Annotated in this window: 20 protein-coding genes and 1 tRNA gene; 11 read left to right on the forward strand and 10 right to left on the reverse strand. The window is 61.9% G+C overall.

Annotation, left to right across the window (positions count from 1 at the left end):
* Positions 1-6: 6 nt before the first annotated feature.
* The 3 genes from D2V17_RS06990 to D2V17_RS07000 all read right to left on the reverse strand — a co-directional run bounded on the left by D2V17_RS06990 (position 7) and on the right by D2V17_RS07000 (position 2,498).
* Entirely contained in the window at positions 7-228 is a 222-nt protein-coding gene (locus D2V17_RS06990; RefSeq protein ID WP_147367273.1) for a hypothetical protein, read from the reverse strand.
* Positions 229-388: 160 nt separating this feature from the next.
* The gene (locus D2V17_RS06995; RefSeq protein ID WP_119592369.1) at positions 389-1,774 is read right to left on the reverse strand and encodes a DEAD/DEAH box helicase; all 1,386 of its coding nucleotides are present in this window, start codon (positions 1,772-1,774) and stop codon (positions 389-391) included.
* Between the two features lie 154 nt (positions 1,775-1,928).
* Positions 1,929-2,498: a hypothetical protein gene (locus tag D2V17_RS07000; protein ID WP_119592370.1), complete on the reverse strand. Its 570-nt coding sequence runs from the start codon at positions 2,496-2,498 to the stop codon at positions 1,929-1,931.
* A 138-nt stretch (positions 2,499-2,636) separates the two neighbouring features.
* On the opposite strand from D2V17_RS07000, the gene D2V17_RS07005 reads away from it, so the two are divergent.
* Both D2V17_RS07005 and D2V17_RS07010 read left to right on the forward strand, forming a co-directional pair.
* Positions 2,637-4,061 (forward strand): FAD-binding oxidoreductase, encoded by a 1,425-nt coding sequence (locus D2V17_RS07005; protein ID WP_119592371.1) that lies wholly within the window; start codon positions 2,637-2,639, stop codon positions 4,059-4,061.
* A 129-nt stretch (positions 4,062-4,190) separates the two neighbouring features.
* On the forward strand, positions 4,191-4,976 hold the full coding sequence (locus tag D2V17_RS07010) for a SapC family protein (protein WP_119592372.1): 786 nt from the start codon (positions 4,191-4,193) through the stop codon (positions 4,974-4,976).
* Between the two features lie 235 nt (positions 4,977-5,211).
* Here the strand turns inward: D2V17_RS07010 and D2V17_RS07015 are convergent, their stop codons facing one another.
* The gene (locus D2V17_RS07015) at positions 5,212-6,201 is read right to left on the reverse strand and encodes an N-formylglutamate amidohydrolase (protein ID WP_119592427.1); all 990 of its coding nucleotides are present in this window, start codon (positions 6,199-6,201) and stop codon (positions 5,212-5,214) included.
* A 172-nt stretch (positions 6,202-6,373) separates the two neighbouring features.
* Between D2V17_RS07015 and cpdR the strand changes: the two genes are divergently transcribed.
* From cpdR to D2V17_RS07030, 3 genes are all read left to right on the forward strand, one after another.
* Positions 6,374-6,748 carry a cell cycle two-component system response regulator CpdR gene (gene cpdR, locus D2V17_RS07020; protein WP_119592373.1) on the forward strand — a complete coding sequence of 125 codons (375 nt, stop codon included), beginning with the start codon at positions 6,374-6,376 and terminating at the stop codon, positions 6,746-6,748.
* A 69-nt stretch (positions 6,749-6,817) separates the two neighbouring features.
* Positions 6,818-6,892 (forward strand) — tRNA-Val (locus D2V17_RS07025).
* A 158-nt stretch (positions 6,893-7,050) separates the two neighbouring features.
* Positions 7,051-7,254 carry an Arm DNA-binding domain-containing protein gene (locus tag D2V17_RS07030; RefSeq protein WP_119592374.1) on the forward strand — a complete coding sequence of 68 codons (204 nt, stop codon included), beginning with the start codon at positions 7,051-7,053 and terminating at the stop codon, positions 7,252-7,254.
* 133 nt (positions 7,255-7,387) lie between these two features.
* Here the strand turns inward: D2V17_RS07030 and D2V17_RS07035 are convergent, their stop codons facing one another.
* The gene (locus D2V17_RS07035) at positions 7,388-8,509 is read right to left on the reverse strand and encodes a hypothetical protein (protein WP_147367275.1); all 1,122 of its coding nucleotides are present in this window, start codon (positions 8,507-8,509) and stop codon (positions 7,388-7,390) included.
* A gap of 666 nt (positions 8,510-9,175) precedes the next feature.
* Between D2V17_RS07035 and D2V17_RS21900 the strand changes: the two genes are divergently transcribed.
* Together D2V17_RS21900 and D2V17_RS07050 are read left to right on the forward strand one after the other, a co-directional pair.
* Positions 9,176-9,334 (forward strand): glycosyltransferase family 2 protein, encoded by a 159-nt coding sequence (locus tag D2V17_RS21900; protein WP_147367277.1) that lies wholly within the window; start codon positions 9,176-9,178, stop codon positions 9,332-9,334.
* 44 nt (positions 9,335-9,378) lie between these two features.
* Positions 9,379-9,915, forward strand: a complete 537-nt coding sequence (locus D2V17_RS07050; protein WP_281270552.1) for a glycosyltransferase — start codon at positions 9,379-9,381, stop codon at positions 9,913-9,915.
* A gap of 143 nt (positions 9,916-10,058) precedes the next feature.
* Here D2V17_RS07050 and D2V17_RS07055 read toward each other — a convergent pair whose 3' ends face one another.
* The 5 genes from D2V17_RS07055 to D2V17_RS07075 form a co-directional block, all read right to left on the reverse strand.
* On the reverse strand, positions 10,059-11,018 hold the full coding sequence (locus tag D2V17_RS07055; protein WP_119592379.1) for a glycosyltransferase family 2 protein: 960 nt from the start codon (positions 11,016-11,018) through the stop codon (positions 10,059-10,061).
* A gap of 250 nt (positions 11,019-11,268) precedes the next feature.
* Positions 11,269-12,336 (reverse strand): polysaccharide pyruvyl transferase family protein, encoded by a 1,068-nt coding sequence (locus tag D2V17_RS07060; protein ID WP_119592380.1) that lies wholly within the window; start codon positions 12,334-12,336, stop codon positions 11,269-11,271.
* On the reverse strand, positions 12,333-13,382 hold the full coding sequence (locus D2V17_RS07065; protein WP_147367279.1) for an oligosaccharide flippase family protein: 1,050 nt from the start codon (positions 13,380-13,382) through the stop codon (positions 12,333-12,335). The genes D2V17_RS07060 and D2V17_RS07065 overlap by 4 nt, the downstream gene beginning before the upstream one ends.
* A 433-nt stretch (positions 13,383-13,815) precedes the next feature.
* A complete protein-coding gene (locus tag D2V17_RS07070) occupies positions 13,816-14,235 on the reverse strand; it encodes a MerR family transcriptional regulator (protein ID WP_119592382.1) in 420 nt (139 codons plus the stop codon).
* Entirely contained in the window at positions 14,232-15,941 is a 1,710-nt protein-coding gene (locus tag D2V17_RS07075) for a long-chain-fatty-acid--CoA ligase (RefSeq protein WP_119592383.1), read from the reverse strand. The genes D2V17_RS07070 and D2V17_RS07075 overlap by 4 nt, the downstream gene beginning before the upstream one ends.
* A gap of 153 nt (positions 15,942-16,094) precedes the next feature.
* On the opposite strand from D2V17_RS07075, the gene D2V17_RS07080 reads away from it, so the two are divergent.
* The 4 genes from D2V17_RS07080 to D2V17_RS07095 all read left to right on the forward strand — a co-directional run bounded on the left by D2V17_RS07080 (position 16,095) and on the right by D2V17_RS07095 (position 22,567).
* Positions 16,095-17,228 carry a thiolase family protein gene (locus D2V17_RS07080; protein ID WP_119592384.1) on the forward strand — a complete coding sequence of 378 codons (1,134 nt, stop codon included), beginning with the start codon at positions 16,095-16,097 and terminating at the stop codon, positions 17,226-17,228.
* The gene (locus D2V17_RS07085; protein WP_119592385.1) at positions 17,228-19,558 is read left to right on the forward strand and encodes a 3-hydroxyacyl-CoA dehydrogenase/enoyl-CoA hydratase family protein; all 2,331 of its coding nucleotides are present in this window, start codon (positions 17,228-17,230) and stop codon (positions 19,556-19,558) included. The genes D2V17_RS07080 and D2V17_RS07085 overlap by 1 nt, the downstream gene beginning before the upstream one ends.
* Before the next feature lie 167 nt (positions 19,559-19,725).
* Entirely contained in the window at positions 19,726-21,516 is a 1,791-nt protein-coding gene (locus D2V17_RS07090) for an acyl-CoA dehydrogenase C-terminal domain-containing protein (protein WP_119592386.1), read from the forward strand.
* A 139-nt stretch (positions 21,517-21,655) separates the two neighbouring features.
* The gene (locus D2V17_RS07095) at positions 21,656-22,567 is read left to right on the forward strand and encodes an NAD(P)H-dependent flavin oxidoreductase (RefSeq protein ID WP_245978586.1); all 912 of its coding nucleotides are present in this window, start codon (positions 21,656-21,658) and stop codon (positions 22,565-22,567) included.
* The last annotated feature ends 25 nt before the right edge of the window (positions 22,568-22,592 follow it).

The raw sequence follows: 22,592 nt of genomic DNA on the forward strand, positions 1-22,592 counted from the left end.
CCGGCCTCAGAGCCGGGCGAGAGGTTCGAGCCACCAGGAGTGGTCGTTCGCGACGTGAATGCGCCAGTTGCGCCCGTTCTCGCACGAGAGCAGAAACTGGCCGGGGCCAAAGGTGCGCACGGCAAGGGCAATCGCGCCGGCGGCATCGCTCTCGTCGAATTCGAGCGTGCGGGCTTCGCCGCTCACACGGTCTGTTCCACTCGCCTTGTAGCTTCGCAACTGGTCCATCGGGACTTCGCTTTCGCAGGAGCTATCGGGCTGTTCTTCCCCCGGTCAGGTACTGCGCAAGGGGCCGCCCCCTTACGCATTTCCCCATCGTGTCCAACCGATGCACCAAAGGCGGCGCGAATGCGACAAACTAAATCTATCCGGGAACTAGCCGGAATGCTCAGATCGCGCTGACCCCGAGGAAACTCGGCTGCGGGCCGTTCCACTCGCCTGCGGGCACCGGCTCGTCGTCCTGCCGGTCATAGCGCCTGCCGCCACGATCTTCGCGCGGCTTGCGCTCGTCGTTGGGCCTGCGGGCTTCGCTGGGCTTGCGCTCCTTGCGTTCGGGCCGTTCGCGGCGGGCCTTGCGCGGTGCTTCGTCTTCGCTGCGGTCGTCCTCGCGCTGCTCCGGTTCCGCCTTGGGCTTGGCCTTGGGCAATTCGACGCGCACGTCCTTCTTGCCGAACACCGCCACGGCGCTGCCGGTCAGCTTCTCGACATTGGCCATGGCCTCGGCATCCTCGTCGGAGACGAAGGTGAAGGCCCGACCCTTGTTGCCCGCGCGGCCCGTGCGGCCGATGCGGTGAACATAGTCATCCGGGTGCCAGGGCGTGTCGAAGTTGAACACGTGGCTCACGCCCTTCACGTCGAGCCCGCGGGCGGCGACGTCGGAGGCAACGAGGATATTGATCTCGCCGGACTTGAAGCGGTTCAGCTCGGCGATCCGGCTCGACTGATCCATGTCGCCATGGATTTCGCCGCTGGAGAAGCCATGGCGCTGGAGGCTCTTGTTGACCTCGCGCACCGTGGTCTTGCGGTTGGCGAAGATGATCGCCGTTTCGACCAGATCGTTGCGCAGCAGCCAGCGCAACGTTTCGCGCTTTTCGCGGGTCTTCACCGGGATCTTGAAAGCGGTGATATTCTGGTTGGTCGAGGCTGCACGGCTCACCTCGATCCGCTTGGGGTTCGAGAGGAACTTCTTCGCCAGATTGGCGATCGGCCCCGGCATCGTGGCCGAGAACAGCAGCGTCTGGCGCGGCGTCGGCAGCTTCTCGCAGATGAATTCGATATCGGGGATGAAGCCCATGTCGAGCATCCGGTCCGCCTCGTCGATCACCAGCAGATCGCAGCCGTTGAGCAGGATCTTGCCCCGCTCGAACAGGTCCATCAGGCGGCCCGGCGTCGCGATCAGCACATCGACGCCGTCGTTCAGCGCCTTGATCTGATCGCCCATCTGCACGCCGCCGATCAACAGCGCCATCTTGAGATCGTGGTTGGCGCCGTACTTCTCGAAGTTCTCCGCCACCTGGGCGGCCAGTTCGCGGGTCGGTTCGAGGATCAGCGAGCGCGGCATCAGCGCACGGCGACGACCGTTCGCGAGCACGTCGATCATCGGCAGAACGAAGCTGGCGGTCTTGCCGGTGCCCGTCTGGGCAATGCCGATCAGATCGCGCATCATCAGCACGGTCGGGATGGCCTCAGCCTGAATGGCGGTCGGCTCCTCGTAGCCCGCATCGCTGACGGCCTTGAGCAATTCGTCTGACAAGCCGAGATCGGCAAATTTCATAGGCTGTGTGTCTGTCCGGATCGAGGTGGTGGCACTCAGCGGTGCCGAAAAGCTATCGCAGGCCGGAATCACGCCGGGCCACGAACACCAGCGCGCCCTTTGCCTGTGCAGGCGCAAAAGTCAAGTTTTGGCGATCGTTCGCCCGAACCCGGTGTTAGTCGCGCACAGCGACCAGACGGGTCAGGCTGGAGATGCGGCAAGTGTCGCCCGCGCGCGATTGCAGCTCGTCACGGTTCACGCACAGGCGCCCGTCATCGTTCCGCTCGACATAGAAGCCGGCGTAAAACGCCTGCGCACTGCAAGAGCGATCGAGCGCAGCTGACAGCAGGCGGCGGTCCTGCGTCACCAGCAGCAGCCGGTCATCGCCCATCGGCTGCACGCTCATCAGCTGATCGAGCGGCAGGCAATCGGCGTGATCGGCTTCCTGATAGCGAGTCGTCATCGAACGGCGGGGCAGCTCGGCCATGAGGCGGGCGCTGGTGGTATCGCGGCTGGGCGAGACCCGGATCACCACCCGCCGTTCGATCCGCACCTGCTGCGCTTTCTCGGGCTCTGCGGCGCGTTCGAGCACGCGGATTCGCGCATCGACCGTGCCCTCGAACCCGCCGGGCAACGACTGCCCGCCCGGCTCGCCGCGCCGATCTTCGGCGTGAGCCGCGCGATCTGCCGCCACCGAGGCGGAGAGCAGCGCGAGGCCGGCAAGGAGAGGGACAGCAGGTTTCATGTGTGGCAGAGGCAGTTCGCAACCATCAGCAAGCAATTGGCGTGACGGGTTCGTGTTCTAGGCCACCCGCTTGAATAGTGGCTTAACCCCGGATTCAAGGCTTTGCAAAGTCAGCCCGGCGCTGGCATCAGCGCGCTCATGAGCGACATCGAGACCTTCGCCGCCCGCGCTGCCGACCTCCTCGGCCCGCGTGGCTTCACCCAGGACCCCGACCTCGTCGATCCCTGGTTGACCGACTGGCGTGGCCGGTTCACCGGTCGGGCGCTCGGCCTCGCCTCACCCGCCACGACCGAAGAGGTGGCGGCGCTGGTGAAGTTGTGCGGTGAATTCGGCGTGCCGATCGTGCCGCAGGGCGGCAATTCGGGCATGTGCGGCGGTGCCACGCCCGATGACAGCGGCCATGCGCTGGTGCTGTCGCTACGACGGATGAACGCGGTGCGCGCGCTCGATCCGGCCACCATGCGGATCACCTGCGAGGCAGGATTGGTGTTGCAGACGTTGCACGAAACGGTCGAGGCCGAGGGCCTGCGCTTCCCCCTCACGCTGGGCGGCAAGGGATCGGCCACGGTCGGCGGGCTGATCTCGACCAATGCAGGCGGCACGCAGGTGCTGCGCCATGGCATGATGCGTGCGCAGGTGCTCGGGCTGGAGGCCGTGCTGGCCGACGGCAGCGTGTTCTCCGCGCTCACCCCGCTGATGAAGGATAACCGCGGGTTCGACCTCAAGCAGATGCTGATCGGATCGGAAGGCACGCTCGGCATCGTGACGGCGGCGACGCTGAAGCTCGAACCGGCCATTGCCGAGCGCCGGGTGCTCTGGGCGGGCGTTCCCACCCTCCCCGCCGCGCGGCAGTTGCTGCTCCACTGCCAGAAGCAGGCGGGCGAGGCCCTCGAAGGGTTCGAGGTGATGGCGCAGGGCACGCTGGAAGACGTGCTTCACCATCTACCCGGTGCGCGCGCGCCGCTGGGCGAACCGCACGGCTGGCACGCGCTGATCGAGCTGGTGGCGAGCGCCGATACGCGCGACGCTCTGGGCGATCTGGCCGAAAACGTGCTGGCGAGCGCCTTCGAGGCGGGCCTGCTCGAAGACGCGGTGATCGCGGCCAACGAGACGCAGGCCGAACAGTTCTGGCTGCTGCGCGATTCCGTCGCCGCCGCCGAACGCGACAAGGGCCCCGCCGTGCAGCACGATATCTCGGTCGCGGTGGAGCGCATGCCCGATTTCGTCGACATGGCCGTGCCGCTGCTCGAACGCGAGTGGCCGGGCACCGAGGCGGTCGCGTTCGGGCACCTTGGCGATGGCAATGTGCACTTCCATGTGATCGCGCCCGAAGGGGTCGATCCGGCGCAGTGGTACGAAGGCGACGCCAAGGCGATCAGCGAGCACGTCTATGCGCTGGTGACCGAATGGGGCGGATCGATCAGCGCCGAGCACGGGATCGGGCAGCTCAAGCGCGAGACTTTTGGCCGCATGGGCGATCCGGTCAAGGTGGCACTGTTGCGGCAGGTCAAGCAGGCATTGGACCCTGACGGAATACTTAACCCCGGTAAGCTTGTTCCCTAGGTTGCGCAGATGCAGGGAAAATCCTAAAGTACGCGCCCTGAATAGTTCGTCATCATGAGCCCGGCCTGGTTCGGGCACCAAGGTGGCGCAACACGGCAAGAATACAGCCCGTTTTTTGGAGATGAATTTATGGCCTCAGAGCCGAAAGCCAGCCTGCCGATCCTGTACAAGGACCTTATTCCGCTCAACAGCAATCAGCACGGCGGCTGGAATGCCCGTTCGGTCGACCGGGCCGACTGGGTCGTCAATCAGCACGCGATCCCGCTGACCGCCGAGGAATTCCCCGCTGCGCAGCGCGACTATCCGATCGTATTCTCCTCGGGCGACAAGCCGGTGCCGCTGGCGCTGATGGGCCTGAACGAAGGCGTGAACGTGTTCTTCGACGACGAAGGCGCTCCGATCGGCACCCCCTATGTGCCCGCCTATGTGCGTCGCTACCCGTTCCTGCTCGCCAAGATCGACCCCTCGTCCGACAACCTGTCGCTGTGCTTCGACCCGACCAGCTCGCTGATCGGCGAGTTCGAGGAAGGCCAGGCCCTGTTCGATGCCGAGAAGAACCCGACCGAGCACACCCAGAACCTGCTCCAGTTCTGCGAGAAGTTCGAGGAAGCCGGCATGAAGACCCAGAGCTTCGTCGACGAACTGATGAAGGCCGACCTGCTGATGGACGGCGAAGTGTCGATCCAGCGCAACGACGCCCCCGACCAGCCGTTCATCTATCGCGGCTTCAAGATGGTGAACCAGGAAAAGCTGCGCGAGCCGCGCGGCGACCAGCTGCGCAAGTGGAACGAGAACGGCATGCTGCCGCTGATCCACGCGCACCTGTTCTCGCTCGATCTGATGCGGGTCGTGTTCGGCAAGCAGGCGCAGCAGGGCAAGGGCCCGGTCGCTCCCGAGGCTGCGACCGTCAACTGATCGCCGCATCATCCCGTCTGCGACGTACCGCGCGCCGTACTTCGCAGACGACACAATTGATGCATTTTGCGACAAATTCATTCGGGGCCCGTGCTTGAAAAGGCACGGGCCCTTCTTATACTGGACCTGTCCGGCTCAGCTTCCCTCATGGCTAGGCCGGATGGTGTGCTCAGGCACACCTCCTCCCTGAACCTTGGCCACCTCGTGCTTCGCGCACGAGGTGGTTTTTTCTTGCCTATTCGGCCGCCAGCGCGTGCCCGTTGCCGCTGCGCAGGCTGACCTCGTCCGCCAGCAGGCGCACCAGCCCCACCAGCGTACTAACCACCTCGCCAAGGCCCGGCCCCGGCTCGTGCATGGTCTCCTCGAGATAGACCTGGCGGCACACCTCCACCTGCATCGCGTGTATCCCGCGCGCAGGCGCACCATGCCGGTCGAGCACATAGCCGCCGGCATAGGGCCGGTTGTGGCTCGCAAGCCAGCGACCGACCGAAAGATGCGACAGCGCGCTTTGCACCAGCATGCCGTCGCACGATGCGCCGAAGCGGTCGCCGATCACGAAATCCACCGCCCTGCCCGCGCCCTCCTTCGGGCCAAGTGGCGGCATCGAGTGCAGGTCGATCAGCAGCGCAGCACCCCAGCGATCGCGCAGGCGCTCCAGGCTCGCCTCCAGTTCGCTGTGATAGGGCCGGTGGACCTCGTCGATCCGGGCAGCCAGATCGGCAGGCGTGAGACGCTGACGCCACAGCTCGCCCATGCCCGACAATCGCCGCGGCACCAGCCCCAGCCCGCTGCGTGAGCGGCGTCCGGCAGCGAAGCGCGGCAGCGTGGCCCACTCCAAAGTCGGCGGGCCACCTGCCACCATGTCCCAGTCGATATCGTCGGTTGCGCGGTTAAGGTCGATCATCGCGCGCGGCGCGCGGGCGACCAGCAGATCGGCCCCGGTTTCCAGTGCGACCTGTTCGGCCACGAGGTCGATCAGCCGGTCCTCCAAGCGCACCGAGGCGATCGCCGGATTGCGCATCCGCGCCAGCAGATCGGAGGGATAGATTCGCCCGGCATGCGGCACCGCGATCAGCACCGGGATCGGGGCCGGAGAACGGCGGTGAAGAACAAAGGCCGGCTGCCCGCGCATTCCGGGCAAGGAGCCGCCGACCGACACTTGCGCAACGGCCGAGCGGGCGCGGGAAGTCTGCGAATCGCTCTTTCGGGGCGGTGGGAGCGTCATCGCCCACTGCTGGCCCGGATCGCCTGTCTTGTCAAAATCGCACCCCCGACCGGGCGCCGTGTTAGCTTCCCTGTCGCCGCCTGTCTCAAAGTCGGTCAGGCTGGAATCGGTGCAGGAATTTGTAACCGCTTCGGGGTAGGGCTTCGGCTCACTCACGAACGAGGATGAGAGCATGATCCGGATCCTGCTGGCCGAAGACGACGACGCAATGCGCACCTATCTTACGCGGGCGCTGGAACAGGCCGGATATTCGGTGTCGGCGGTGAGCAACGGCATGGACGCCATCCCCCTGCTCGAAAACGAAATTTTCGATCTGCTGCTGTCGGACATCGTGATGCCCGAGCTTGACGGGATCGAACTCGCGCAGCGCTGCAACGAGATCAGCCCCGGCACGAAGGTGATGTTCATCACCGGATTCGCCGCCGTCGCCCTGCGCGTGAGCCGCGAAACATCGAACGCCAAGATGCTCTCCAAGCCGTTCCATCTGCGCGATCTGGTGCTCGAAGTTGAGCGAATGTTCGAAGATCAGGCACTGGCCCTCAACTGAGGGGTTGCCAGCCCCGTCAGGTGGCGCTAGAGGGCGCGCCTGCCTTACGCAGGCAAACCCGAATGGTGTGGGCGTATAGCTCAGTGGTAGAGCACTATGTTGACATCGTAGGGGTCGCAAGTTCAATCCTTGCTACGCCCACCATTCGCCCTTCCCCGACATTGCTGGAAGACCCCATAACCGTTGCGAAAGCGCGGTTTTTTGGGCATTCGGCCTAGCACAAGTTCCCACCCGTTCGCAGGAAAGCACGGGGCATCTGGGGGTATTCCGGGGGCACACACCCAAGCTGCTGCGGGCATCGGATGTTAACCGATCGAGACTGTCGAAATGCCACGCCGGGCCCTCGCCCGGTGAAGCTGCTCGACGGTCACGGCCTGCACCTATACATCACTCCGACCGGCTTCAAAAGCTGGCGCCTCAAGTACCGATTCGGCGGCAAGAAGAAGCAGTCACGCTCGGCCTCGGGCTATTCGCCGAGCCAACTGAGGTCCGGTAGCTGGCCGTGAGCTGCCTATCCGGTTTGCGTGGGGAAACGGCAAGAAGCTGTCATTCTGCCCACGACCACTTCCAGGCGGTTCATAAGGCCTTGTCTGAGTGGCAAGGCCCGACGGTTCCCCTACCGATTATTACTTTTCGAGTTCAGCCCCCTGACCGCTTGGATCGAAGTGCCAGCAATGAAAGCTTGGCAGCGGGGCCGCTGATGAGCGAGTTGACGAACGAGGTGATCATTCGCTGCAACTCGATCACGCAGTGCGCGATCCAGCCCTTCCGTCGCATAGTGAGGTCGAACCAAACGCTGAGGGTGATGATCGTGACGACCAGCACAGCGACGAGTTGCAACGCGGCGGCAAGATTTTCCGGTTCGGCGGTAACACAGTAAAGCAGCATGTTACCAAAGGCGAAAGTGAACAGGCTGGTCCTCCCAAAGAACGCAATGTTTCTCCAAAAGCGATCTGCCTTGACGGAAGTGGTGAGCAACGTCGTCGCTGCCATCAACACGACTGCAAAATGCACGCCAAAAAGAAAATAGAGCGGATGCCCCGCCATCCGCAGGGACATTGTTCCAAGTTCCTTGATGGTGCTTTGATCGAACGCTGCGAACAACACGGCGAGCGATATCCCCGCGCCCGCGAGCAGCAGCTTTGTCCGATGTCGAAGACGCGCCATGTCCGGCCGCCCCCCGGAACTGCCAATGAGGATACGTCCGAGCACCATTCCCGCGATAACCAGCGTGATTCCACGCATGATTGACGGACCGCCCAACTGCGCCTCGCCGAGGCCGAACAGGAATTTCCATAGGCGGGCGAGTTCCTTCGAAAGTCCAAGTTCATTTGGCGTCGGCAGCGCAGTCAAAAGCGGGTAAGCAAGATGAACGGCAATGGCTCCGGCTGCGAGCGGAACGAGCCCCAACCGGCAACGAACCCAGAGAAGAAGCGGAGCCAGAACAAGGACAACTGCATAGAACTTAAGGATATCCGTGAATGGCGTAACGCCCAGCATCAGAACCGTCGCGATCGAGAATGCAGCAGAGTAGTCGTCGCGCATTAAGAAGAGAACACCGATTGAGAGGGCGTAGAGGAGCCAACATTGGGTGGCACGTGACACCAATCTCACTGTGATCGTCTTCCGGTGCCCGGCGATGAAGCGTGGCCGATAGACGATTTCGAGCATGGTTCCGAAAAGGATAATGAAGGTCGGCGTAGCTGCGGCCATGCAGATCCTCAGTGCGTCCACCCATGGATCTTCTACGAAGTCGCCCATCCGTGCGACCACCCACACATGGCTCGCCATGGCAAGCAGGATCGCTATCGATCGTGCGATATCAATGCCAACTATTCGGGAGGGCCTGGCGCGGGCTCCTTCAGAACCCGATGGAACCGCGTTCCTCGTTTCGGTAGGCATCGCGCATTACCTCTCTTGATTAGGCGCCCGGTTACCGCACCCCTACCTGCAACTGAAGGAGAAATGCAGGTTCTGGGCACCGCAGTTTCGCCCAGGAACATCAGCGGTCTTGAGCCGCCCCGGGATTGCCGGAGGCCGATCGACTTAAAACTATGCGGCCATGGGGGTGTCGTCCAGCATGGCGTAGTATCATGGTTCAGCTTCGGCAGGCGGGATATTTCCGATGGGTGCGAGCGTAGGATCTCGCTGGCGTGACGCAGCTCACGGTTCTCGCGCTCCAGCGCCTTGAGGCGGACTGCCCGCTCACGAACCTCAGGGGCAAACTTGTTCGTCGCCTTGCTCATCGTAGCCCCTTCGTCTCAGGAGTTAGGGCCTCCGGCAATCCCGGGGCGGTTCACGTCAGCCAGGTAAGCAGGAACCGCACCGTCACAAACAGGAGATGCCAGATTGCGCTGCACATTTCAGTAGATAACGCCTTCAGACTATGAAAAGTGCAAATTGCACTACCCTCGGAATGGGGACCGCATGTTTTCCGTAATTATACCTACGCTCAATCGGGCCAAGGCCTTATCCGTCGCTTTGCAGTCGCTGGACGAAACCGCAGCTGGTCATACCGTGGAAATCATCGTGGTCGACAACGGCTCGAGCGACGACACACAAGCTGTTGTACAGACGTTTGCGTAAAAAAATGCCGCGGTTGCCTATACATATGAGCCCACGCCGGGGGTGTGTCGGGCAAAAACATGGGAACTTCGCTCGCTAGACACGATATATTCATCTTCACCGATGATGATTGCCGCGTGGACAGACATTACTTTGCCGTCCTCGCTCAACTGCATTCCAAAATTGGTGAGCCAGCCATAATCGGCGGCAGAGTCGAACTGGGTGATCCTACAGATGCACCGATCACCATCAAGACAGATATGGCCCCGGCAAAATACGGGGTCGATTCCACGCAATTCCCTGGCGGCTTTATTCATGGCTGCAACCTCACCATGCACCGCGAAGTGCTCGATGGAATTGGCCTATGGAATGAGCGATTTGGGCCGGCAGGCATCTTCCGCGCTGCCGAAGACACCGAAATGATCTATCGTGCGAATAAGCACGGCGTTCCTATTATCTATCACCCTGACTTGGTGGTACACCATTTTCATGGTCGAAAAACGATAGAGGACATTAAAAAGCTCAACCAGAGTTACCAGTATGGAAATGGCGCATTATTGGGCCGCCATTTAGACGCGCTGCCCCTCAAGCATTTTTACTGAAATACTCGAAATTGGATCAAGGAAATTATGGGTGGGCAGTGATTTGATGAAACCCTTGGCATCAGCCATGGTGATTTGGTCAAACCACAAATCCAAGGTCCAATTCCATACTTGAGGTGGTGATCATAAAATCGTCCGACTTTCTATTCAGCGCGTCGAAAGTAGTCCCGAGCACCCCTCATTTTACATTTTTGAGTAAAATTCCAAAGCCACCAATGTACTGCACGGGGCTTCAACGTCTTTTTTATCTTATAGGCAACGGCAGGCCGCAGCGATCGACACCATAGCCAAATCGGCACACCGAAAATTCTTGCTCCTTCCGTCGGGATAGCTTGCCCCATAATCGGAAAGCCATCATTCTCACTGAGATAAGCCCAAGTTTCGCCAGAAGAATGATAATACACTTCAATGTATTCAAGGCTCATACGGGAAGCTGGGATCAAATGACGTACGCGGCTTGATGGAATCCAGTAATATGAGCCACCAAGAGCAGCGATTGCCATTAAAACTGCGGACTCTTCCCCGAGCCGCTTCTGATTTGGGCTGACGCCCAGGTTTGCATCATAAAGAAATTTACGTTGCTCAGCAGCACGCACCGCAAAGTTGGCACCGAATGGCAACAGATCCTGCTCGGTAGGAAGTTGACCTTCAATCGCCCCATGATCGCGTTTTGCAAAAGCAACAGCGAGCATGCCGCTGTTTTCGACCATCCAAGCAGGCGGCTCAATCTCGTACACTGGCTCCACTATGCCGCCGAAAATCGTCCCATCCGGATAGCGCTGAAACGCGCGCGCGTATGCCGCGAGCCAGTCGGGATCCAATTCCACGTCATCATCGGTCCAGCAAATGTAGTCACCTTTTGCGGCAGCGACACCGGCATTGCGTGCATTCGACAGGCCCGCCACTGGTTGCCACACTCGGCGCAGCGGCAAACGGTCCGCAAACGCCTCGATCACTGCCGACGTCTCGTCGGTGCTGCCGTTGTCGACAACAATCATCTCCCAAGTCGCTCCCTCTGGCGCGCGCAGTGCGACAAAACTGTCAAGCACATGGCGCAGCTGTCGAGCCCGATTTCGGGTGCACATTATGACTGAGATTAACATCCTTCGCTCATTTCCTTAGTATAGCACGCCCAGGCCGAGCCCCAAGAGGCGCCGCAGATGAGGAGCGGCAGGTATTCGGTTCCAGGCTACCATCCCCCTGAGGCAATAGCACGCGTTCGGTTGTGATTGAGCTACCTCCAACGCGGCCTTGAACTACCAGGTACGCGAACACCCGTTTATCGTGGCGATGATCTGATCAGGACCGGAGGCACGATTACGGTAGCAGATGATATCGGGAACATCTGGCGAGTTAGACATCAGCATTCTCCTTTGCCTGGAGCCAAGCCTTGGCACAGGCGACCGCCTCGGAAAGCGTTTTTGCTTGATAGCTGTCGGTCCAACGAGTGGAAAAGGCCGCCGAAAATCGTGAAATTTTGCCATAGTGATTATCTAGGAAGCAGTGCGGGAGCCCGAGCAGCGTGCTCAGGATATGGACATGTAGTCGGTCGGTAATCACAAATCTCGCGCGTGACAGCTGTTTTAAGCCGCGCGCCAGCCGTCGTTCTGCCAACTGATTGTAATAGTAATTGCGCCGCGCGGTACGGGACATCCGCCTTGGCGAAAGGCTCATTAATGCCTTGATCCGGCTATCCCATTGGACATCGCGGTAAAGGTTTGGCGAATCTTCCAGCCAATCGTCCTGTTCCCAGCCGATAGGCCAATCCTGCGAGGAAAAACCAACGCCTTCCTTGTCGGTGCGCATCAAGAGCAACACATCCAGATCTGGCGTAGCGATGCGTTGCATCGGCCCTAACGCAAAAGCCATGTCAGGGCACAGCGTAACTTCGCAATCAAAGGCTTGGGACGCCAGAGCATGGCTTTCATCGTCACGCACCAAAAGCCGTAACGCCTTGGCTGCCTTCAAGTTGCGCGCGGTCGTGGCGATACTTGCGGGATTGTCGTAGTGAATTGACTGAGGAAACTGGATGATAGTGCTGCCCGGATTGGCCGAGATGATCGCCTCACGGAAATCATTGTTCGCTGTCCAGATATCCCCGAAGTTGCCTCCACCATGCAGCAGTACGGTCTTTCCGACCAGATCGCGGTTTACCTGATCTAACGGATCGCGGTGATCGGCGACCAACGCCGGATCAAACCCCACATTTTTTCGCAACCATGCGATCTCGCCCGCCCAGATCGCGCTATCACCCACGTTGCCATGGTCTGGCATGTCGATCAGCGCAAACGGTTCCGCACGCAGGGTCGGCAGACTGGGAGCAAGCACGTGATCAATTAGACCTTGCAGCCGCGAGATCACCTGGAGATGGGTTTGCGCCGTTGCAACCGCGGCAGGCGCCGAAGGTGTAATAGACGTCATCTTGAGGATTCCCTTTTGCGGAGTGTCGAGAGGAGAGTCATAGCCATGTCACGCAATTTGGCCCAAGCCAGAACCATAACGAGCACCGTGTAGACCAAAGCCCCTAACGCAACCGAAAGAAGCGCAGGAGTCCAGTCTCCTGCATATTGGGTCTCGAACGATCGCAGAGAGAAATGCACCGAGACCGCCATCGTCAATGCGCAGCCTAGTGGGAGTGTCATCGCGGACCCGGTGTCACTCATCCGGATACTCAAACGGCGCGCGAGCATATATTGTTGCAAGGGCATGGTGACATATGCGCGCAGCACATAGGCTGCGGCCACGGCCACCAGACCAAAGCGCACGGCGATCCATGTACATAATATTGTGGTCAGCAGTTGCACCATGGCAACCTTGAGCACCTCGCTCGGGTAATTCGAAGCGGTTAGCGCAGGTCCGCAAAAGAAGTTGAATACGAACGGGATCACCATCAGAGACAGCATCTGTGTCACCGGAACCGCTTCAGCCCATTCGGCACCAAGGCTGCCCAAGGGCAGGGTTAGCGCCAATGCATAAATAATATGAACGTTGTCGACGTTATCAAAGAGACTTGCGTAAATCGGCGCCGCGAGCGCTATCAGGAATGCAAATCCCAGCGAAAGAGCGAGGTTCAGCCAAAAGACCGTGCTGAGGAACCGATCATCGAGCTCCTGTGATCGGATCACGGCATCGCCAAGACCACCCGACGACACCACGCGCCCCACCTCTACCAGGATACTGGCCAGAGCGAAAAGGCCGAAATCCTTCGGCTCAAGTACCCGAGCCAGAACGATGAACAGAACGAGCGTAACCGCACTGCTCCAGCCAGCGCGCGCTACCGACCAAAGCACCCCACCAATGGTTTTGCTTTTCAAATCCGTCATGCGTGGCCGACGCTCAACGATCCTTGGCTCACCTTGAGAGACATATACCTGATTCTCACGTAGTTCGGCGGCGACAATCTTGGATACCCGCAGCCCACACCGACGCATGCTGCATTGCAGCACCAAAGCTGCATAGCCAATCAAAAAATGCTATCGCTGAAAATGAAACCGGCCGTGGCAAATCCGAGACAGAGTCACATCGAAACGCGCCAGACGCACACGTCCGTTGGCCTCCTCAATATCGGCGCAGCGTGTCACCGTCGACTAACACCGCCATCAGGCAAGCAAAGACGAGGCTCACTGACCGCCCGTCCCTGAAACCGATGTTATCGGTATAAACAGAGGTCCGGACAGCGCGAGCGCTACACTGGCACCTTACAGCACCGCCTCGCTGACGCGGTCGAGCCCAGCCCCTCAGGCTGAGCCATTTTTTTGCGCAATCTGGGGGCACCCGTGGGGCATCCAAGTTAACGCCAGAACACGAGACCTAAGCAAAATGGCCGATAAATCGACTAACTCCGATCCCTGCCACGCCCGACATTATGAACGACCATTTGAAAATTTGATATTTTTTCAGTCAGTCCGGCAGGCGTTCGCGCGCCTGCTGTTCGATCGCCTCAAGCTCGACGATGGTCTTGTCGATGGCGTCGCGCTGGTGCCGCAGTTCTTCGAGCCGATCCGCAACCTGCTGCAACAGATGCCGCATCTGGCTCTCCTTGCCATGCTCGGTGTCGTAGAGCGACAGGAACTCACCGATTTCGCGAATCGAGAAACCCAGCCGCTTGCCGCGCAGGATCAGTTGCATGCGCCCCATCTCCCGCCGCGAGTAAACGCGCATCGCCCCCACCCGGCGCGGCTGGATCAGGCCCTTGTCCTCGTAAAAGCGCAAGGTGCGCTGGGTCACACCCAGTTCCTCCGAAGCCTCCGCAATCGATTTGAGTCCCTCTTCCGCCGCAGGATCGATCGCGGTGTCGTCGGCCTGGTCGACATCGGTCATGCCGATATCTCCGCTTTGCGCGCGGCAGCCTTGGCGCGCTCTTCGGCGACCAGCTCTTTCTTCTCCAGTTTGCCAACCAGAGTCTTGGGCAGTTCAGGGCGGAATTCGTAAGCGTCGGGCATTTCGATGGGGTTCAGACGATCCTTGAGGAAGGCGTGAAGCTCGGTCTCAGTCAGGGACATACCATCGTGCAGAGCGATGAACAGCTTCGGAGCCTCGCCGCGGTAGTCGTCGGGGATGCCGATCGCAACGGCTTCCTTCACCGCCGGGTGCTCGTAAGCCGCGTCCTCGATGATGCGCGGATAGACGTTGTAACCCGAGCACAGGATGATGTCCTTGATGCGGTCGACCAGGAACAGGTAGCCATCCTCGTCGAGATAGCCGATGTCGCCGGTTCGCAGCGCGCCGTCAATGAAGGCCGTTTCGGTGGCGTCGGGGCGGTTCCAGTAGCCGCGCATCAGCTGCATCCCGCGCGCGCAGACTTCGCCGCGTTCGTTCGGCCCCTTGCAACATTCGCCCGTTTCGGGATCGCGAATTTCGATGGTCGTGTGCGGAAAGGCAGGGCCTGCCGAGTTTTCCTTCGCCGGTTCACGCCCGAGCAGCGGGTTGCAGGTGATGATCGGCGAGGCCTCGGTCAGGCCATAGCCTTCCGAGATCGGCGAGCCGGTGCGCCGCTCATACTGGGTGCGCACTTCAAGCGGCAGCGGCGCCCCGCCCGAAATCGAGGTGCGCACCATCGACAGATCGGGCACCTGGTCGTCGGGCAGCGAGCCGATGGCGTTGTAGATCGTGGGCACGGCGAAGATCTGCGTCGGCGGCTTGCGCTTCACCGTCGCCAGTACCTCTTTCATCACGAAACGCGGCAGCAGCACCAGTTCGCTCGCGGTGTCGATCCCGAAATTGAGCACGCAGGTCAGCCCGAACACGTGGAACAGCGGCAGCACGCCCAGCGTCCGCTCCTGCATCGCGCGCTCGTTGCCCACGTGCAGCATCATCTGCGCCGCGTTCGCGGCCAGCCCCGCGTGAGTGAGCATCGCGCCCTTGGGCCTGCCCGTGGTGCCGCCGGTATATTGCAGCACGGCGATGTCGTCGGGCGCGACTTCGGCCTGCTGCGCGAGCGGTGCATGGGCGGCAAGGCGGCGATAGTCGAGATAGGTCACTCCGGCACGCTTCCTGGCGAGATCGCCGCGCTTCAGCGTGCGCAGGCCAACACTCTGCCAGAACGGCAGCACGTCGGCCATCGGGCACAGCAGGATGCGTTCGAGCGCGCTTCTGCCATGGGCGGCGGCAACCTTGCTGTGCAGCGCTTCGAGATCAGGCACGGCAATGATCTTCGCGCCCGAATCGGCGATCAGAAATTCCAGCTCGTGCTCGGAATAGAGCGGGTTGAGGTTCACCACGATCGCGCCCAGCCGCAAGACGGCGTAGTATACGATCACCGAGTAAGGCGTATTGGGCAGGCACAGGCCAAACCGGTCGCCTTTGCCCAACCCCGCATTGGCCAGCCCGCCAGCCAGCCGCTCCACCGCCTCGCCCAGTTCGGCATAGGTCCACTCACGGCCAAGGAAATCCATCGCAACGCGCTCTGGATGCGTGGCCACAGAATGATCGAGCGCTTCGGTCAGAACCCGTTTGCGCAAAGCCCCGGAGGCGTCGAGAATGCGGCTCGTGTCGAGCGGCAGGATTTCCGATTCAGCCTGGTTCATCAGGCGCCCTTTCCCGTTATGATGCGTTAGTTTGCCGAAACCGCATCTTGATTTTGTTCTGCTTGACGTATACGTCAGCCTCCGAACTTTATCGTAACAAAACGGCGCAAAAGGTCAATCGCGCTGGAGAGAAGAGAGAAAGGCACCGTTCCCATGAGCCAGGCTGTTATCGCCGGATATGTCCGTTCGCCCTTCCACCCCGCCTATCGCGGTGCGCTGGCCAAGGTGCGTCCCGACGATCTGGCCGCCAATACCGTCAAGGGTCTGATCGAGCGCACCGGCGTGAAGGCCGAGGATATCGAGGATCTGGTGCTCGGCTGTGCCTTCCCCGAGGGCGAACAGGGCTTCAATCTTGCTCGCCTCGTTGTGCTGCTGGCCGATCTGCCGCAGTCGATTGGCGGGATCACGATGAACCGCTTCTGCGGCTCGTCGATGAGCGCGGTGCACTATGCCGCTGGCCAGATCGCGCTTGGCGCGGGCGAGGTGTTCATCTGCGCGGGCGTCGAATCGATGAGCCGGGTGCCGATGACCGGGTTCAACCCGATGCCCAACCCCGAGTTGGCGCAGCGCAGCGCCGCCTATCTCGGCATGGGTGACACCGCCGAGAACGTGGCGAAGAAATACGACCTCTCGCGCGCCGCGCAGGAAGAGTTCGCCGTCGCCAGTCAGAAGAAGGCAGGCGCCGCCATCGAAGCGGGCAAGCTGAAGGACGAGATCGTGCCGATCCAGACCGCCGGCGGGCTTGTCGAAGTCGACGGTACGCCCCGCCCCGGCACCACGGCGGAAGACCTTGCCGGGCTGAAGCTCGCCTTCGACCAGAACGGCACCGTTACGGCGGGCACCTCCTCGCCGCTGACCGATGGCGCGGCCGCGCTGCTGGTCTGCTCGGAGGACTATGCCAAGGCGAACGGCCTTCCGGTTCTCGCCAAGATCAAAAGCATGGCAATTTCCGGCTGCGCGCCCGAGATCATGGGCATCGGCCCGGTCGAGGCGACCCGCAAGGCGCTCAAGCGCGCTGGCCTGACCATGGATGATATCGATATCGTCGAACTGAACGAGGCCTTCTCCAGCCAGTCGCTGGCCTGCATCGGTGACCTCGGCATTCCTCCTGAGAAGATCAACCTCGACGGCGGCGCGATTGCCATCGGCCACCCGCTCGGCGCGACCGGCGCGCGGATCACCGGCAAGGTCGCCCAGCTGCTGAAGCGCGAAGGCAAGAAATATGCGCTCGCCACCCAGTGCATCGGTGGCGGTCAGGGCATCGCCACCATTCTGGAGGCCGAATAATGAGCGACAATACGATCAGGAAAGTCTGCGTGATCGGTGCGGGCACCATGGGTGCCGGGATCGCCGCGCAGGTCGCCAATGCGGGCGTGCCGGTGCTGCTGCTCGACATCGTCCCCAAGGACGGTGCCAACCGCAATGCCATCGCCGAAGGCGCCGTGGCCAAGATGCTCAAGACCGACCCCGCCCCCTTCATGGGCAAGCGCGCGGCCAGGCTGGTCGAGACCGGCAATATCGAGGACCATCTCGACAAGGTTGCCGATTGCGACTGGGTGATCGAGGCGATCATCGAGCGGCTCGACATCAAGCAGGACCTGTATGCGAAGCTGGAAAAGGTCCGCACCCTCGGCACGGCGGTGAGTTCGAACACCTCGACCATCCCGCTCGCGCAGCTGACCGATGGCCGCTCGGACGAATTCAAGCGTGATTTCCTCATCACCCACTTCTTCAATCCGCCGCGCTACATGCGGCTGATCGAGATCGTGGCAGGCCCGCAGAGCGATCCGGCCACCGTCGCCAAGGTGCGCGACTTTGCCGACCGCAAGCTCGGCAAGACGCCGGTCGACTGCGAGGATTCGCCCGGCTTCATCGCCAACCGCATCGGCACCTTCTGGATTCAGGCCGCGGTCAACGCCGCTTTCGACATGGGCATTTCGGTCGAAGACGCCGATGCCATTGGCGGCAAGCCGATGGGTGTGCCCAAGACCGGCATTTTCGGGCTGATCGACCTGATCGGGCTCGATCTGATGCCCTATCTGCAGAAGAGCCTCACCAGCACCCTGCCCGCCGACGATCCCTACCAGAAGATCGCCCGCAGCGAGCCGCTGATCGAGAAGCTGATTTCCGAAGGCTACACCGGCCGCAAGGGCAAGGGCGGGTTCTACCGCATCAACCGCGAGGGTGGCGGCAAGGTCAAGGAAGCGATCGACCTCAAGTCGGGCGAGTTCTCCGCCGCGCGCGGGTCGAGCGTGGTGCGCGGATCGGCGGCCAAGGGTGATCTGGCCAAGCTGATTTCGATCCCCGGCAAGGTCGGCGACTATGCCTGGGCGATCCTCGGCCCGACCCTGTCCTACTCGGCCTCGATCGTGCCTGAGGCGACGCAGACCATCGTCGGCGTCGATGACGCGATGAAGCTCGGCTACAACTGGAAGTCCGGCCCCTTCGAGATGATCGACAAGATTGGCGCTGCCAGGCTGGTCGAGCGCTTGAAGGCCGATGGCCTGCCGGTGCCGCCGCTGCTCGAACAGGTGGGTGACGGCACGTTCTACCGGGTCGAAAACGGCAAGCGCCAGTATTTCGGCACCGATGGCGACTATCATGACGTAGTGCGCCCCGAAGGCGTGCTGCTGCTCGAAGACATCAAGCTTTCCGCGCAGCCGCTGATCAAAAACGGCTCGGCCGCGCTGTGGGACGTGGGCGACGGGGTCGTCTGCCTCGAATTCACCGGCAAGATGAACACGCTCGAAGGCGAGGTCATGAAGCTGATCCAGCAGGCCATTCCGGTGGTCGCCAAGGACTTCAAGGCGCTGGTGATCTACAACGAAGGCCCGGCTTTCTCGGCGGGCGCGAACCTTGGGCTTGCCATCTTCGCGATGAACATCGCCGCCTGGAGCGAGGTCGAGAAGCTGGTCAAGGGCGGACAAGCGGCGTTGAAGGCGCTCAAATATGCGCCCTTCCCTGTCGTCGCCGCGCCCACCGGGCTGGCGCTGGGCGGGGGCTGCGAGATGTGCCTCAACTCCGACGCGATCCAGCCCCATGCCGAGACCTATATCGGCCTCGTCGAAACGGGCGTCGGCATCATCCCCGGCTGGGGCGGATGCGGCGAAATGCTCGAACGCTGGATCGACAATCCCCGCCATCCAAAAGGCCCGATGGCCGCGGTGAGCAAGGTGTTCGAGATTGTCTCTACGGCGACCGTGGCAAAGAGTGCTGCCGAAGCCAAGGAACTGGGCTTCGTGCGCCCGACCGACGAGATCACCATGAACCGCGACCGTCTGCTGTTCGACGCCAAGCAGCGCGCGCTTGGCATGGTCGAAGGTTACCAGCCGCCCGAAAAGCCCGAGTTCCGCCTGCCCGGCGCTTCGGGACGCGCGGCGCTCAAGCTGGCGGTCGATGATTTCCGCAAGCGCGGCATGGCCACTCCGCACGACGAGGTGGTGGCCGCTGAGCTGGCCCATGTCCTCACCGGCGGCGACACCGATCCAACCGAACTCGTCACCGAAGACCAGCTGCTGAAGCTGGAGTTCGAGGGCTTCATGCGGCTGGTCCGCAATCCGAATTCGCAGGCGCGGGTCGAGCACATGCTCGAAACCGGCAAGCCGCTCAGGAACTAAGACAAGAAAGATGCCCGCCTCTTATCCCACCTCCGCTCATCCTGAGCCTGTCGAAGGACAGCCACGACGCTCGCCCCAAGTCGGGGCAACACCGGCGCGCGGCCTTCGACAAGCTCAGGCTGAGCGGGCGTGGGTTACGGCAAGCGGGGCTTAAGGAGAGACAAGCGATGCAAGTCTATGACGCACCCATTCGCGACATGCGCTTCGTGCTCGAAGAGCTGCACAACGACGATGGCTTTGGCGATGTCGAAGGGTACGAGGATTTCGATTCCGACGTATCCACCGCAATTCTCGAAGAAGCGGGCAAACTGTGCAAGGAAGTGCTGCTGCCGATCAACTGGTCGGGCGATCAGGAAGGCTGCAAGCTCGAAAACGGCACCGTTTCCACGCCCAAGGGCTTTCAGGAGGCCTACAAGGCGTTTTGCGAAGGCGGCTGGGCCGGACTTGGCGTAGCCGAACAGTGGGGCGGCCAGAACGCCCCGCATGCGCTCGGCAAGATGGTCGAGGAGATGACCTGTTCAGCCAACCTCTCGTTCGGGCTCTATCCCGGCCTTACTGGCGGCGCGATGGTCGCGCTGGAAGCTCACGGCAGCGACGAGCTGAAGGAGTTTTACCTGCCCAAGATGGCCAATGGCGAATGGTCGGGCACCATGTGCCTGACCGAAGCGCATTGCGGCACCGATCTGGGCATGCTGCGCACCAAGGCCGAGCCGCAGGATGACGGCAGCTACCTCGTCACCGGCAACAAGATCTTCATCTCGGCGGGTGACCACGACCTCACGTCGAACATCATTCACCTCGTGCTGGCGCGGCTTCCCGATGCTCCTGCTGGCGTAAAGGGCATCTCGCTGTTTCTGGTGCCTAAGTTCCTGCCCAATGCCGATGGCGAGCCGGGCGAGCACAATCATGCTGGCCCCACCGCGATCGAACACAAGATGGGGCTCAAGGCCTCGGCCACCTGCCAGATGAGCTTCGATGGCTCGAAGGGTTGGCTGGTCGGCGAGCCGAACAAGGGGCTCGAGGCCATGTTCACGATGATGAACACCGAGCGTGTGGCGGTCGGCATTCAGGGCCTTGGCGTGGGCGAGATCGCTTACCAGTCCGCCGTCTACTACGCGAAGGACCGCTTGCAGGGCCGTTCGCTTTCGGGCGTGAAGAACCCCGATGGCCCGGCCGATCCGATTATCGTCCACCCGGATGTGCGCCGGATGCTGATGACCATGCGGGCTTATAACGAGGGCTGCCGGGCGCTGTCGGGCTGGGTGAGCCGCGCGCTCGATGCCTCACATTCCGCGCGTGAACCGGAGGTGCGCGAACGGGCGACCGATTTCGTCGCGCTGATGACCCCGGTGGTCAAAGCCCTGTTCACCGACCTTGGCCACGAAAGCGCCCAGCTGGCGGTGCAGGTCTATGGTGGGCACGGCTACATCCAGGAATCGGGCGTCGAGCAGTTCGCGCGCGATGCCCGGATCGCGCAGATTTATGAGGGCACCAACGGCATTCAGGCGCTCGACCTTGTGGGCCGCAAGCTGCCGCATCGGATGGGCCGCAACCTGCGCAGCTTCTTCCACCCGGTCTCGCAGTTCTGCGAGGATCATGCCGCCGATCCCGCCATCGGCAAGCTGGTGGGCGCGCTGCAACAGAGCTTCGGCGCGCTGCAGCTGTCCACCGGGCATATCGCGCAGAAGGGCCTGAAAGACCCCGAGGAAGCGGCTGCCGCAGCGACCGACTACCTGCGCTTGCTGGGCTTCGTGGCCATGGGCTATTGCTTTGCCAAGGCGTGCAAGATCGCCCATGCGAAGCTCGCCGAAGGCACCTCGGAAGAGGCCTTCTACAAGGCCAAGCTCATCACCGCGCAGTTCTTCTTCGACCGCTTGCTGCCCGTCGCGACGGCGCAGTTCATGGCGATCCGCAGCGGCAAGGCCAGCATGATGGACCTGCCCGAGGAAGCGTTTTGAGCCTTCGCGCCACCAACTCCCCTCCCCTCAAGGGGAGGGGTCGGGGGAGGGGTTTGCCCGGTCTCGCGCCAGCGCACAGCATCAGCCTCGCATCCCCACCCCTCGATCCCCTCCCCATGGGGAGGGGAGGAGTTTGGCAATGACGGCAATGGTCGAAGCCTTCGCGCAGCGGCTGGCGATCCCCGCCGTCGTTGCGCCGATGTTCCTCGTCTCGGGGCCGGATCTGGTGGTGGAATGCTGCCGCTCCGGCCTCGCGGGCACCTTCCCTGCATTGAACCAGCGCTCCAGCGCCGGGTTCGACGAATGGCTCTGCGAAATCGAGGAACGCTGCGGCCCCGATGCTGCGCCCTATGGCGTGAACCTGATCGTCCACAAGTCGAACCCGCGCGTCGAGGCTGACCTCGAAATCTGCGTGAAGCACAAGGTGCCGCTGGTCATCACCTCGCTCGGCGCGGTGCCCGATCTGGTGGCAGCGGTGCATTCCTATGGCGGGCTGGTGTTCCACGACGTGATCCAGCGCCGCCACGCCGAGAAAGCCGCCGAGGCTGGCGTCGATGGCATCATCGCGGTTGCCGCCGGGGCTGGCGGACATGCCGGCACGCTCAGCCCCTTCGCGCTGCTGAGTGAGATCAGCGAGGTGTTCGACGGCCCGCTGATCCTGTCGGGCGCGATGAGCCACGGGCGGCACATTGCCGCCGCGCGCATGATGGGCGCGCAGTTCGGCTATATCGGCTCGCACTTCATCGCTGCCGCCGAAAGCATGGCGAGCGAACCGCAAAAGCAGATGATGATCGCGGCCAGCGCCAAGGACATCACCTATACCGACAAGGTTACCGGGGTCGGCGCGAACTTCCTCGCCCCAAGCCTTGCCAGCGCCACCCTCCCCGATGGCCACGGCGAAATGACGCTGAGCGACGAAGCCCGCGCCTGGAAGACCATCTGGTCGGCCGGGCACGGCGTCGGCTCGACCCGCGAAATACGCCCCGCCGCCGCCATCTGCGCACAGCTTATCGCCGAATACCAGGCAGCCCGCGCGGCTTTCTGCGAGTAATTCGCAAGCTCAAAAGCCTGGCTCC

Origin of the sequence: Aurantiacibacter xanthus, from assembly GCF_003584015.1 — a bacterium.
Lineage (GTDB): Bacteria > Pseudomonadota > Alphaproteobacteria > Sphingomonadales > Sphingomonadaceae > Alteraurantiacibacter > Alteraurantiacibacter xanthus.